Raw genomic sequence first — 12,175 nt, forward strand, 5'->3', positions numbered from 1 at the left:
TGTCCGGGAAGCGTAGTTGGGGGTGATTTGGCGGTGGCGTGCTGACTCCCGTGCCGGTTTGGTGCTGACTGGATTCCCACGTCATCTGCGCAGGGTGCTGGGGGAATGATCAAGCGCCTCGTCCGACCGGCGATCCTCGTATCGGCTACGGTGTTGCTGTTATGGTGCTGGCGAGGAGGTCGGACGTTCCGTGGCAGAAACTGGTCCTGCGCGAGCAGGCACGAGGGCATCGGCTCGGCGTTCTCCGGGGCGGCCGCCCGTGCCGTTGGAGCGCATCGTCGCCACCGCACTGCGGATCGTGGAGGAGGAGGGCTCCGACGCTCTCTCGATGCGGACGCTGGCCCAGCGTCTGGGCTCGGGCACGGCGACGCTGTACCGGCACTTCGACAACCGGGCAGCTCTGGTCGCTCATGTCGTGGACCGCATGTTCGGCAGCGTGGAGCTGAACGGTGACGAACTCCTCGCGCTGGGCTGGGAGCGGGCGCTGCGGACGGTCGCGCACACCATGTTCGACGCCTTGGCCCGGCACCGTAACGCGGCACGCCTGCTGGTCGAGCAGATTCCCATGGGACCGAACGCCATGGCATTGCGGGAGCGCTGTGTCGCGGTGCTGCTCGACAGTGGTTTCCCGCCGCGAGTGGCCGCGTACGCGTACGCGACTCTGGCCCGCTACGTCCTCGGGTTCGCCGTGCAGGTCAACGGGCATGGCGGCGCAGGACAAGCCGACGACGCAGAGTCGGCGGCCGTCTTTCAGAGCGTGGATCCGGACCTGTTCCCGGCCACCGTGACCGTGGCCGGGGTGATGCCGGTTCCGATCGAGGACGAGTTCTCCTTCGGCCTCGAACTTCTTCTCAGCGGGCTTGCCCATCTGCGTGACGAGGCCTGACCGAGCGACGTGATCGCTAGGACACGTTCTGGAAACGCACCGCTCCATCGGGCAGATCCCGCTCCGTGGTCAGCGGCAGCTCCACAGAAGTGAGCATGTCCCGGTAGCGTTCCGCCAGTTGGGAAGGCTGCTTTCTGCTGAAGACCACCAGCTCCCGGAAGTAGCCGGTCCCGATCCGCCGTGCATGGCGCGACCAGCGCAGAGGCACCGCGTTCTCCGGTGCCACCGTCACACCGATCCCCTCGACCGCGAACAGGAGCGCCGCCGACACCTGGCCGGTGCGCGCCACGGCACGCGGAGTGAAGCCGAAGTGGCCCGCCAGCCGGTCCACCACTTCGCTCATGCCCTGTTCCTGCTCATAGAGCACCCAGTCGGCAGCGGCCAGTTCGGCCGGGCTCGCCGAGGTGTCGGCCGGGTACTCGGCGGAGCCGATCACCACCATCTCCTCGTACCCGAGGGAATGGACCGGCCCTTCCCACAGGTGGGGTCGTGGACCGACTGCGATGTCGCCCTGTCCGCTGCGCATGGCCTCTTCGAGGTCCCGGCGGTGTGAGTAGTCGTGCAGCCGCAGCACCGTCGAGGGGTACGTCGAGTGCCAGCGGGCCGCGGAGGGCGGCAGGATGCCCGAGGCGACGGACCGTACGGTCAGGACGTGGACGTCGCCTTTGCGGCCCTCGACCACCTCGCGTACCGAGTCCCGGGCGTCCTGGACGACGCGGAGGACGTCCTGCGCCCGCGGCAGGAAGACCCGGCCGGCGGGGGTCAGCGTCACGCCCTGCCGGCCGCGTTCCAGCAGCACCGCACCCAGCTCTTTTTCCAGAGCACCGATCTGCTGGGAGAGCGAGGGCTGAGTGACATAGAGCCGCGCGGCCGCTCCACTGAAGGAGCCCGCCTCCCACACCGCGAGGAAGTACTCCAGCTGACGTAGCTGCATCTGATCAAGCTACTGGAGCGGGCGTCGCCGTCCCGCATGCGGTGAGCCGACAGAGCCCGGCGAGGTGACGCGGAGCCGTGCGGCCGCGCTGCAGGCGGGGGTCATGCCGTGACCACGACCCTGCTGTCCTTGCGGGCCAGTCGGGTCAGCAGGTAGTCGACCTCGCCGCGGGCACGCGCAGACAGCGCCGCCCCGGGCATGCGCTGGATGTCGGAGGCCAGGATCCCGCGACGCTTCATCACGTACTTGCGCACCGCCAGGCCGACGCCCGGTTGCTGTTCGTAGCGCAGCAGCGGCAGGTGGGCGTCGAAGAGGTCATGGGCGGCCTCACGGTCGCCGGCGGCGGTGAGGCGTACCACGTCGACGAGGAGTTCGGGCACGCAGTAGCCCGTCATGGCACCGTCGGCTCCGCGCTCCGTCTCGAAATCCAGGAAGAGCCCGCCGTTTCCGCACAGGATCGACAGCCGGGGCATCGCTCCGTCGGCCTGCAGCCGCCGGAGCGTGCTGATCTTCTCCAGGCCCGGCCAGTCCTCGTGCTTCAGCATCACGCATCCGGGCGCGACACCGGCGATGCGGGCGATGACGGAGGGGGACATGACGACGGAGAACGAGAGCGGGTAGTCCTGGATCACGAACGGCACATCCTCGCCGATGGCGGCCGACGCTCCCTCGTAGTAGCTCACGATCTGATCGTCGGTCCGCAGCGTGTTCGGCGGAGCGATCATGACACCGCAGGCACCGGCTGACATGACGTCAGCCGTCAGGGCCCGCATGGCGGCGTAGCCGGGTGCGGAGACACCCACGACGATCGGCAGGTCGGTGCGCTTGATGACGTACTGGACGATGCACACGCTCTCGTCGTGGGAGAGCTTGGGGGCTTCACCCATCTGGCCCAGCAGGGTCAATCCGGTGACACCGGCGGATCCGTAGAAATCGATCAGCCGGCTGAGTGAATCGAAGTCGATCGCACCCGATTCGTCGAAGGGCGTCGGTGCGATGGCGTAGACGCCGGTGGTGTCGCGGGACAGCGCTGCCATTTCTGCCTCCTTGAATCCTGATTCCTGCTTTCAGAGGCTCGCGATGAGACCGCCGTCGACACGAATGACCGAGCCCGTGATGTAAGAGGCCTGACTGCTTGCGAGAAAAGCGACGGCAGCGGCGTATTCGCGCGGTTCACCGTAGCGGCCCACGGGGATGGAAGCGACACTCTCGGCGGAGATCTCCTCGACGGACCTCCACTCCCGCTCGGCCTTGGCCCGGTCCAGGAACTTCGTCCGCTGGGTGCCGATCCGGCCGGGAACGACCACATTGCAGGTGACGCCGTCGGCCGCTACTTCCCGGGCCAGCGTCTTGGACCAGCCGAGCAGGCTGCCACGCAGGGCGTTCGACAGCCCGAGGTCGGGTATGGGGGCGATCACGCCGGAACTGGCGCTGGTGACGATCCTGCCCCAGCCGCGGCTCCTCATCAGCGGCGCGACCCGGTCGGTGATCGCGATCACCGACATCACCATGGACCGGAAGTGCTGCAGCCAGATCTCCGGATCCTGCCCGCCCACCGGCGAGGGCGGCGGTCCTCCCGTGTTGTTGACCAGGATGTCCACAGGGCCGAGAACCCCCTCGACCGTCGTGACGTGCCGGTCGATCGCGTCCAGATCCCCAAGGTCCCATTCCAGGGACACGGCCTTTCCGCCCAGGCCGGCCACCGCTTCGACGGTGCGCTCGGCAGCCTGCGGACTGATGTCCGCCACGGCGACACCGGCGCCCTCCGCGGCGAGGGCCTGCGCAATGGCGCCGCCGAGACCCCCACCTCCGCCCAGCACCAGTGCGGTCTTGCCTGAGATTCCCAGATCCACAGCTTCACTCCTCGGGCGGGGCCCCGTTCCTCGGCCGTACGGCCGACGGCGATGTCCGCCGTTTCCGGACGACTCTGCCATGGGCCCGCGGTGAGCCTCCAATAGGAATTGCTCGCGATGCGTATAAGGGATGCCTATGCGCCAGGGATGGGAAATCGGCGTAGCCGACGTGCACGATGGTGTGGGGAAAAGGACTGTTTCGATTCGCTGATTCCCGACGCATGCCCATGGCCGTGACTGGAGGCCCTATGTCCTTGCCGAAAACCATGCAGGCCGCGGTGCTGGGTGAACCCGGCACCCTCGCCGTCACGACGCTGCCTGTGCCGCGGGTGGGGCCGGAAGATGTCCTGGTGCAGGTCCGCAGGGCGTCCCTGTGCGGAACGGACCTCAAGATCCGAAGCCGGCACTTCTTCAAGGACGGCGGCCCCCCTGCGGGCGAGTTCGTCCCGGGCCACGAATACGCGGGCGTCGTGGCTGCGGTGGGCAGCGCCGTGGACGAACTCCGCGTCGGTGACCGGGTCGTGACGGAGGCTCACCGCGGCTGCACGCGCTGCGCCAACTGCCTGGCCGGGGCCTACACGGACTGCCTCAACTACGGCCTGCGGCACACCGGACACCGAGCGCAGGGGATGACCGTCAACGGCGGCTTCGCACAGTACGCGCTCAATCACGTGGCCACCCTCCACCGGCTGCCGGACACAGTCGACTTCGACGAGGCAGTCGTCCTGAGCACCGTGGGTACCGTGATGCACGCGTTCGACGTCCTGGACACCCTTCTCGTGGGGTCTACGGTCGCTGTGGTCGGTCCCGGGCCGATAGGCCTGCTCGCAGCGCAAGTGGCCCGTGAACTCGGGGCAACCGTCGCCCTGGTCGGCACCCGGGAAGCGAGGCTGGCCATCGGCAAGTCCTTCGGCGCGGACCTGGTCGTCAACTCCCGGGAACAGGACGCCGTCGCCGCCGTCCGGGAGGCGACCGACGGGATCGGCGCCGACATCGTGCTGGAATGCTCGGGCGCCCCGAGTGCGGTGGATGACGCCCTGCGCATGGCCAAACGGTCCGGGAAGGTCGTCCTGGTCGGGTTCTTCGAGCAGCCCGTGCAGGCCGACCTGAACCACGCAGTGATGAACGGCATCTCGATCCAGACGGTCCGAGGGGAGGGCACCGGCTCGCTGGCCCGCGCCGTGGCCCTCGCGGCCCGCGGTCGGCTCCGCACCGCGGAACTGGTCACCCACCACTTCGCGTTGAGCGACGTCTCTGAGGCCTTCGACACCTACGCCGAGCGCCGGGGCAACGCCATCAAGGTCATGCTGGACATCTCCGAGGACCCGGAGTCCATCCGTGCCCGGTGACGGAGCAGCTCCGGTGCCCGACGTCCCGGCAGCCGGGCGGGAGAAGGCGGCGACCGCCATGGGCGAGGCCGCCGCCGCCTGGCTGGGCAGTCTGAGCGAGGACCAACTGCCGCTCGCCGCCTACGATTCTCCTCTCCACCCGGAGGCGGAGGCCGAGCGGCTGCGCTGGTTCTACACCCCGACGGAACATGGCGGGCTTGCCATCCGGGACCAGAGTCCCCGGCAACAGAGCCTGGCCATGCAACTGGTGGCCACCGGACTGTCCATTGCGGGCTACGCCACGGTCACCACCGTGATGGGTCTGGAAAACGTGCTGGACCGACTGGAAGGATGGACCGTTCACTGGGGTCGGCAGCGCGGGCGGGACCCCGGCTTGTACTGGCTCAGGATCTTCGGCCGCCCTGGCGATCGCATCTGGGCATGGCGACTCGGCGGCCACCATGTCTCCCTGAACAACCTCGTCGTCGCCGGTCGGCTCGTCTCCACGACCCCCTGCTTCATCGGCGCCGACCCGGCCACGACCGAGCTGATCGGAGGCACCCTGCGTCCCCTCCAGGGCCCCGAGGACACCGCGCGCCAACTGGCCCGTGCCCTCGACGCAGATCAGTTCCGGCAAGCCCTGCTCCACCCGTCCGCCGTGTCCGACATCGTCTCCGGCAACCGGCCACACGTCCGGCACGGCGACACGATGATGCACATGCAGGACCTGTGGCGGGGGCAGTTCGAAGATCCTGACCTGGACCGGCTCGTCAACGACATCGACCGCCGGGCGGAGGCGGGCAGCGGTTACACCGACAGCGACCACGCACGAGTGGCCATCACGATTCCCCCCAAAGGCATCGGCGGCCGCGATCTCAACGAAGAACAGCGGCACCTGCTGCGCCGTCTCGTAGCCCTCTACACCGGACGGGCACCGGAGCTCCTCGCCGACGCCTACGCCACCCACTACGCCTCGGACACTGTCCTCGACCTGGTCCACTTCGGCTGGGCAGGCGGCACGGAGGTCGGGGAACCGCACTACTACCGGGTGCAGGACCCCCGCATCCTGATCGAGTACGACAACACGCAACGCCACGCGAACCACGCTCACTCGGTGTGGCGTGACCTGGCCTCCGACTTCGGACTGGACGTGCTGGCCGAACACCGGGCCCACATCGCACACGAGTGAGGCGTGCACGGGGAGCGTCCCGTACGCCCCTCGTGCCGCTGCCCGCGACACCTTCGTTCACCGTCTCCGGAATCTCGCCAGGACCGGTCACGGGGCCCGGGGCCAGGCGGTGCAGTTGCAAGATGCGTGTACTCGGCGCGTGCCTGCGGCTGACCCGTAAACGCAGGACGGCCCGTGATCCGTTACTCAGCAGAGCAGCAACTGGGAGCGCTCCCGAAGCTGTCTCCGACTCGGGTCACCCGGCGGACACCGACGCTCTTAGGCCGATTCACGGACCTGCAGCTCCGTACGGAGGATGACGTGGCGGTAGGCCACCGACGGCTCGTCCATGTCCTCCAGGAGCAGCCGGATCATGGCCCGGCCCATCTCCTCCAGCGGCTGACGCACGGTGGTCAGGGGCGGATCGGTGCGCTGAGCCAGGGGAAAGTCGTCGAACCCGATCACGGCGACATCCTCCGGTACGCGCCGTCCCGCCGCACGCAGTGCTTGCAGAGCCCCCGCCGCCGTGGTGTCCGACGCGGCGAGGACGCCGTCGATCTCCGGGTGCCGTTCGAGCAGTTCTGTCATGGCGCGGCGCCCGCTGTCCTGCGTGAAGTCGCTTTCGGCGACCAAGGACTCCTCGTACCCCAAGCCCGCCAGCGTCAGAGCATCCTGGTAGCCGCGCAGCCGGCACTGGGCGACGTGCATGTCCAGCGGCCCCGTGATGGTGGCGATCGCTCTGCGGCCCCGTGCCAGCAGGTGGGAGACGGCGCTGCGGGCACCGCCCACGTTGTCCGCGTCCACGTAACTGACGTACTCGTCGCCCGAGCGGCGCCCCAGCATCACGGTCGGCAGCCGTGCCTCGGCGAGCATGTCCGGCAGTCGGTCGCCCGCATGCACGGACAACAGCAGAACTCCGTCGACCCGGCCGCCGCGCGCGTACTCGAGGAAGCGTTTCCGGTCGGTGTCCGAGCGGACCAGGGTCAGCAGCAGTTGCATCCCGGTGTCTGTCAGCGCGTCCCCGAGCGAGCGGACGATTTCCGAGAAGAACGGCTCGGCGAACACGCGCCAGTCGGGCTCCGTCAGGACGAGAGCGACGGCATCGGTCCGCTGCCCGGCCAGTGAACGCGCCGCGAGGTTGGGAACGTATCCCAGCTCCTTGATGGCTCGTTGCACGGCTTCGCGCGTCGACTCCTTCACACCGGCCGCGTTGTTGATGACGCGGGAAACCGTGCCACGCCCCACCCCGGCGTGAGCGGCCACCTCTTCCAGCGTCGGCGTACCGGGGCGTCGCCTGCCCATGACCACCTCCCCCACGAGATCATCCGATCTTACGGGGCGAAGGAACGGGGCACACGGCTTCCAGGCGCGACCAGTGCTCTGTCGGCCAAGAGGAGGGAGGCCGGGTTCGCCTCATCGATGTGTGATTGCGCTGTGCACATCGTCGCGTTCAGGCGGTTGCGACCAGGCCATTCCGAGTGTGATGCGCCGACACGGCCAGGAGCCGTGGTCTGAGACGATGGTGTCATGGGTGCCGATGGCCTGCGTTTCCCCGATCCTCCGGCTCATGAGCCTGACTTCGAGGACGACTTCACCGTTCCGCAGCTCAGGGAAGATCGCTGGGTCGATCACTATCTGCCCCACTGGACGTCACCCGAGCGGTCTCGGGCACGCTATGACATCGACGATTCGGGGCTGCGGCTGCGTATCGACGCCGACCAGCCGGACTGGCGCGAGGAAGACGCTCCGCTTCGGGTGTCCAACGTGCAGACCGGGGTCTTCTCCGGCCCAGTGGGCTCTCACCGCGGAACACACCGACACCGTTCCGACGGACTCGTCGTCCGCACGGAGACCCCCGAGCGGCTGCTGTGGGCCCCCACCGGCGGACGTGTGGAGGTGACGGTGAGCGCGAGTGTGGATGAGGGGTGCATGCTGGCGGCGTGGCTCGTGGGGACGGAGCATCTGTCGGAGGGGGAGAGCGGTGAGGTCTGTATCTTCGAGATCGACGCCGAAGCCGTCGGCGAGGGAAAGAGTCATGCCCGGTGCGGGGTGAAAGCACATGGGGACGGGCGGTTGACGACCGACATGACGGAAGCAGTCCTTCCCCTGGACGCATCGAAACCCCACACCTGGACGGCTGTGTGGGGGCCATCGGGCACGATCATCGGTTGCGAGGGCGTCGTAGTGAAGCGGATGCGTCAGTCTCCCGCCTACCCGCTCTTCTTGATGATCGACCTTTTTGAGATCGGTCCTCGCTCGGACCTCGAGACCTCCTACCCGAAGACCGCTCACGTCCACCGTGTGCGTGGGTGGGATGCGCTCGACCAGCCGGAGACGGACGCTTTGTGAGAAAGGCGGGACCCGCCCCTTCGGCACGAGGGTCTGGTGGGCGGGCCCCGGGTGGGCGGATGCGTCCTGAATACGTCACGCGGTGGTGCAGGAAGTGCCGTTCAGGCTGAAGGCGGCCGGCTTGGCGAAGCTGCCGCTGTAGGAGGCCTGGAAGCCGAAGGAGACCTGGCCGCCGGGCGCAAGGGACGCGTTGTACGCCAGGTTGCCGGCCGTGACCGCTCCCGACGACGGAGAGATTCCGGCGTTCCACGCGCTGGTGATCGTCTGCCCTGCCGGCAGCGTGAATGCGAGTTTCCAGCCGTTGACCGGCGAGGAACCCGTGTTGGTCAAGGTGACATCGGCGGTGTAGCCGCCCTGCCACACGCTGGTGGTGTAGGCCACCTTGCAGGCCGCGGGTCCGGTCGGAGTGCCGGGGCCGCCGGGGGTGCCGCCACCGAGGTTGACGGTTGAGGAGAACGAGTTCACCGCCAGTCCCGCGCCGTTCCGCCAAGGCTCGAAGCCTGCCTGAACGCTCGTCAGGTACCAGTCGCTCTGCGCGAGTCCGCGGGAGACGGCCTGCCGGACGAAGTCCATCGCGTCGAAGCTCCAGCTGTCGATCGCCGACGGCGCGACGAAGGACAGCACGTCGTTGGAGCCATTGCTGCCCGACCACACCTGCCAGCTGCGTCCGCCCACGCTCGCCGTGCCGACCTGGGAGCCGATGGGCTGGATCGGGCCCACCTTGTTGAACCAGATCATGATCTCGGTCCGGTTCACGCCGTCGGTGCGGGGCGTCGGGTCCAGCCAGATGTCGTACGAGGCGTTGTACGCGGCGTCGCCGCCCACGTAGCCGTAGGAGATGCTCGTGGGAGCGTCGGCGATGGAGCTCAGCCGCGCCGGGAGCCTCGTGCCGGGGGAGCAGTTGGTGTAGTGGCAGCCGTTGTACACGGACGGGTAGGACTTCGGGGCGCCGTTCGTCGGGACCGAACCGTCGGCCTGGGCAACCCTGAAGCCGGAGTCCGTGACGGTGATGCACTGGGGCTGGCTGGTCCCCCAGCGGTTGTTCTGCACGACGTAACGGCCCTGGAGGGTCGTGGAGCCGAATGGCTCGCAGATCGTTGTGTCGGCGTGCGACGTCGAAGCGCCGGTGAGAAGCGCTGCCAGCGCGACGAGTGAGGTGAGCAGCGCACCGGACAGGGCACGCACCCTGCGGGCTTGGTGGCGTGGTGGTTGCATGCGGCTCCTCCGCAATGGATGTGGGGGAGAGAAGGGCACTCATGAATGGGAGCGCTCCCAATTCCCTCTTGGGAGGGGACTGTAAGAGAGGATCATGTACCTGACAAGGCGGCCCGGTGCAGCCCTCTCAACCGGGTTCCGAAACTGCAGGTCGTTCCTGGGCCGACCTGCTGCGTGACTGCGCCCGCCGAGGCATGCGCGCTCCCGTCCTCGCCGTCGGCGACGGTGCACTCCGCTTCTGGAAGGCCCTGGCCGAAGTCTTCGCCGTGACCCGCCACCAGAGGTGCTGGGTTCACAAGATCGCCAATGTGGCGAACGCGCTGCCGAAGTCCGCCCAGCCTGGTGCGAAGAAGGCCCTGCAGGAGATCTACAACGCCGAAGACCGCGACCACGCTCTCAAGGCCGCCGCTGCGTTCGCCAAGACCTACGGGGCCAAGTTCCCCAAGGCGGTGAAGAAGATCACCGACGACGTCGACGAGCTGCTGACGTTCTACAAGATCCCGCTGAGCACTGGATCCACCTACGCACCACGAACCCGATCGAGTCGACCTTCGCCACCGTCCGGCTGCGAACAAAGGTCACGCGAGGTGCCGGCAGCGCGGCCGCCGCCCTGGCCATGGTCTTCAAGCTCGTCGAGCCCGCGCAGGCCCGCTGGCGGGCGGTGAACGCTCCCCATCGCGTCGCTCTTGTCCGCGCCGGAGCCCGTTTCGAGGGCGGTCGCCTTGTCGAACGCTCCGGGACCCTCGCGGCGTGATCGAAGCCGCGAGGATCGCAGCGGCCGTCAGGCGTGGGACTACTGCACGCCGGACTGCTGCGGGGTGTGAGCGCGCAGGGCTCCGGTGAACCACGTGAACACTGGTGCCAGGCTGGGCGGGACGGGCCATCCGTTGATGACGGCCAGCAGGTGCCAGTAGCGTTCCGCGCGGGGGTCGCCAGCGATCTCCAGGCGTGTCAGCAGCCAGTGGCGCAGGTCGGCGTCGTCGGCGCGGCTGAAGGTTTGCGCGTAACGGGCGGTAAGGGCGTCGATGACGGGTGCGGCCTCGGCCGAGGCCGGAGCGATGCCGGCATCGAGCGCGCGGCCGACGCTGTCGCGGACGGTCTCGGTGAGGTCGTGATGCAAGCCGGTGACGTCGCCTTGGGCGCGCTCGGCTGCCTGGTACTGCGCCATGCGACGGACAGCGGCGCGGAAGTCGGGGTCCTGGGTGAGTTCGGCGAGTTCCACCCAGGCGTCGACCTGATTGGGTTCGGGGTCGTCAGGCAGTTCGGGCATGGCCGAGCGCATCATGTCGACGAAGTCGGCATTGGCGTCGAACCCGCCGAAGATGTCGTCGATGAAGTCGGTGATGAGGCGTCGGCGTTCGTCGTCGGAGAGCTTGGCAAGCTTGTGCATGAGGTCCATTTCCTCGGGGGTGGAGCCCCTTTTGGCCACCGCTCGCAGCACCGCGCGCCGCAGTCGGAGGGTGCGGATCTGCACCTCTAGGGCGTCAGCGTGTGCGGCCGCGACCTCGGGCACCGAGACCTCCCGGTCCAGCACCTGCCGGATGACAGCAAGGTCGATCCCCAGGTCACGCAAGGTGCGTACCAGATCCAGGCGCGCCAGTGCGCCGATGTCATAGAGACGGTAGCCAGCCGGGCTGCGGTCCGTCGGCGGCACGATTCCGGTGTCGGAGTAGAACCGAATGGTCTTGACCGTCAGCCCGGTCCGCCGGGCCAGGGCCCCGATCGTGAAGAGCGTGTCGCCGTCCATGCCTGCACCTTCGTGCCTCCCCCTACGGGAGACTCAAGCCCAGTCTCCCCGCTGGTGCTTCCACCTCATTGGGTAGCCAATCCGCAGGTCTCGACAATTACTCCTTCCCGGCGTCGGTGATGTTCTCGGAGAACGGCTCGTTGACGCTTTCGAAGAGCAGCTTGCGCGGCTCGTCCCGGAACGTGGAGGTGATCTGCCGCCAGGTGGCGTCGAACCGGTCCCTGACCGTGTCATGGTCGGTGGGAAGGTCGTCGATCCACTGCCAGGAGTCGTGGTGGACGTTGAGGGCCACGTACAGACCGTCGGCGACGGCCCAGTCCACGATCTGCTTGCCCCGCTGGATGAAGGCCGGGTCGACGGTGTAGGGGGCGGGGGCGAACCGTGACCGTTCCAGGTGACCGGGATGCGCACGCTGCGGAAGCCCTTCGCCTTCACGGCGTCGAACAGGGCTGTCGTGACATGTTGGCGACCACCGCCCTACGGTCGGAGGGGGCCTCCCGCTCGGGCGCGGCGGCCGCGGTCCCACCCCAGGCTAGCTCGAGTACCGCGGCCAGGCCGAGGAACAGCCCCACGATCCGCCGCAGCGGCGACCCCATGGGGAACGGCCGTGATGTCATTTCGGGCGGCGCCTTGTACGGGGACCGTCGCGCCGAGGAGTGCGGAGTGCCGTGGCCGTCGGCGCGCGGTTCCTGCTT

Annotated in this window: 11 protein-coding genes and 1 pseudogene; 5 read left to right on the forward strand and 7 right to left on the reverse strand. The window is 68.3% G+C overall.

Annotation, left to right across the window (positions count from 1 at the left end):
• Positions 1-259: 259 nt before the first annotated feature.
• Positions 260-886, forward strand: a complete 627-nt coding sequence (locus SCNRRL3882_RS37085; RefSeq protein WP_010043206.1) for a TetR/AcrR family transcriptional regulator — start codon at positions 260-262, stop codon at positions 884-886.
• Positions 887-902: 16 nt separating this feature from the next.
• Here the strand turns inward: SCNRRL3882_RS37085 and SCNRRL3882_RS37090 are convergent, their stop codons facing one another.
• From SCNRRL3882_RS37090 to SCNRRL3882_RS37100, 3 genes are all read right to left on the reverse strand, one after another.
• Positions 903-1,820: a LysR family transcriptional regulator gene (locus SCNRRL3882_RS37090; RefSeq protein ID WP_010043204.1), complete on the reverse strand. Its 918-nt coding sequence runs from the start codon at positions 1,818-1,820 to the stop codon at positions 903-905.
• Between the two features lie 101 nt (positions 1,821-1,921).
• A complete protein-coding gene (locus SCNRRL3882_RS37095) occupies positions 1,922-2,857 on the reverse strand; it encodes a dihydrodipicolinate synthase family protein (RefSeq protein WP_010043202.1) in 936 nt (311 codons plus the stop codon).
• 30 nt (positions 2,858-2,887) lie between these two features.
• Positions 2,888-3,673 carry an SDR family oxidoreductase gene (locus tag SCNRRL3882_RS37100; RefSeq protein ID WP_010043199.1) on the reverse strand — a complete coding sequence of 262 codons (786 nt, stop codon included), beginning with the start codon at positions 3,671-3,673 and terminating at the stop codon, positions 2,888-2,890.
• A gap of 248 nt (positions 3,674-3,921) precedes the next feature.
• On the opposite strand from SCNRRL3882_RS37100, the gene SCNRRL3882_RS37105 reads away from it, so the two are divergent.
• Positions 3,922-5,022 carry a zinc-dependent alcohol dehydrogenase gene (locus SCNRRL3882_RS37105; RefSeq protein WP_158688438.1) on the forward strand — a complete coding sequence of 367 codons (1,101 nt, stop codon included), beginning with the start codon at positions 3,922-3,924 and terminating at the stop codon, positions 5,020-5,022.
• 13 nt (positions 5,023-5,035) lie between these two features.
• Positions 5,036-6,190 (forward strand): DUF3500 domain-containing protein, encoded by a 1,155-nt coding sequence (locus SCNRRL3882_RS37110; RefSeq protein WP_010043195.1) that lies wholly within the window; start codon positions 5,036-5,038, stop codon positions 6,188-6,190.
• 258 nt (positions 6,191-6,448) lie between these two features.
• Here the strand turns inward: SCNRRL3882_RS37110 and SCNRRL3882_RS37115 are convergent, their stop codons facing one another.
• Positions 6,449-7,471 carry a LacI family DNA-binding transcriptional regulator gene (locus SCNRRL3882_RS37115; protein WP_010043192.1) on the reverse strand — a complete coding sequence of 341 codons (1,023 nt, stop codon included), beginning with the start codon at positions 7,469-7,471 and terminating at the stop codon, positions 6,449-6,451.
• A gap of 225 nt (positions 7,472-7,696) precedes the next feature.
• On the opposite strand from SCNRRL3882_RS37115, the gene SCNRRL3882_RS37120 reads away from it, so the two are divergent.
• The gene (locus tag SCNRRL3882_RS37120) at positions 7,697-8,518 is read left to right on the forward strand and encodes a family 16 glycosylhydrolase (RefSeq protein ID WP_010043191.1); all 822 of its coding nucleotides are present in this window, start codon (positions 7,697-7,699) and stop codon (positions 8,516-8,518) included.
• 75 nt (positions 8,519-8,593) lie between these two features.
• Here SCNRRL3882_RS37120 and SCNRRL3882_RS37125 read toward each other — a convergent pair whose 3' ends face one another.
• A complete protein-coding gene (locus SCNRRL3882_RS37125) occupies positions 8,594-9,733 on the reverse strand; it encodes a GH12 family glycosyl hydrolase domain-containing protein (RefSeq protein WP_029181397.1) in 1,140 nt (379 codons plus the stop codon).
• Positions 9,734-9,885: 152 nt separating this feature from the next.
• Between SCNRRL3882_RS37125 and SCNRRL3882_RS37130 the strand changes: the two are divergent.
• Positions 9,886-10,487 (forward strand): annotated as a pseudogene (locus tag SCNRRL3882_RS37130) (IS256 family transposase); the annotation flags it as partial.
• Positions 10,488-10,526: 39 nt separating this feature from the next.
• Here the strand turns inward: SCNRRL3882_RS37130 and SCNRRL3882_RS37135 are convergent.
• Together SCNRRL3882_RS37135 and SCNRRL3882_RS42460 are read right to left on the reverse strand one after the other, a co-directional pair.
• Positions 10,527-11,480 (reverse strand): MerR family transcriptional regulator, encoded by a 954-nt coding sequence (locus tag SCNRRL3882_RS37135; protein ID WP_010043189.1) that lies wholly within the window; start codon positions 11,478-11,480, stop codon positions 10,527-10,529.
• 97 nt (positions 11,481-11,577) lie between these two features.
• Positions 11,578-11,802, reverse strand: a complete 225-nt coding sequence (locus tag SCNRRL3882_RS42460) for a cellulase family glycosylhydrolase (RefSeq protein WP_010043187.1) — start codon at positions 11,800-11,802, stop codon at positions 11,578-11,580.
• Positions 11,803-12,175: the final 373 nt, after the last annotated feature.

It is taken from the genome of Streptomyces chartreusis NRRL 3882 (genome assembly GCF_900236475.1).
In the GTDB taxonomy this organism is placed as follows: Bacteria; Actinomycetota; Actinomycetes; order Streptomycetales; family Streptomycetaceae; genus Streptomyces; species Streptomyces chartreusis_D.

Excerpts from the sequence above, each read along its gene's own strand:
- SCNRRL3882_RS37090 (WP_010043204.1), bottom strand. The coding sequence starts at position 1,820 with ATGCAGCTACGTCAGCTGGAGTACTTCCTCGCGGTGTGGGAGGCGGGC.
- SCNRRL3882_RS37095 (WP_010043202.1), bottom strand. The coding sequence starts at position 2,857 with ATGGCAGCGCTGTCCCGCGACACCACCGGCGTCTACGCCATCGCACCG.
- SCNRRL3882_RS37105 (WP_158688438.1), top strand. The coding sequence starts at position 3,922 with ATGTCCTTGCCGAAAACCATGCAGGCCGCGGTGCTGGGTGAACCCGGC.
- SCNRRL3882_RS37115 (WP_010043192.1), bottom strand. The coding sequence starts at position 7,471 with ATGGGCAGGCGACGCCCCGGTACGCCGACGCTGGAAGAGGTGGCCGCT.
- SCNRRL3882_RS37120 (WP_010043191.1), top strand. The coding sequence starts at position 7,697 with ATGGGTGCCGATGGCCTGCGTTTCCCCGATCCTCCGGCTCATGAGCCT.
- SCNRRL3882_RS37125 (WP_029181397.1), bottom strand. The coding sequence starts at position 9,733 with ATGCAACCACCACGCCACCAAGCCCGCAGGGTGCGTGCCCTGTCCGGT.
- SCNRRL3882_RS37135 (WP_010043189.1), bottom strand. The coding sequence starts at position 11,480 with ATGGACGGCGACACGCTCTTCACGATCGGGGCCCTGGCCCGGCGGACC.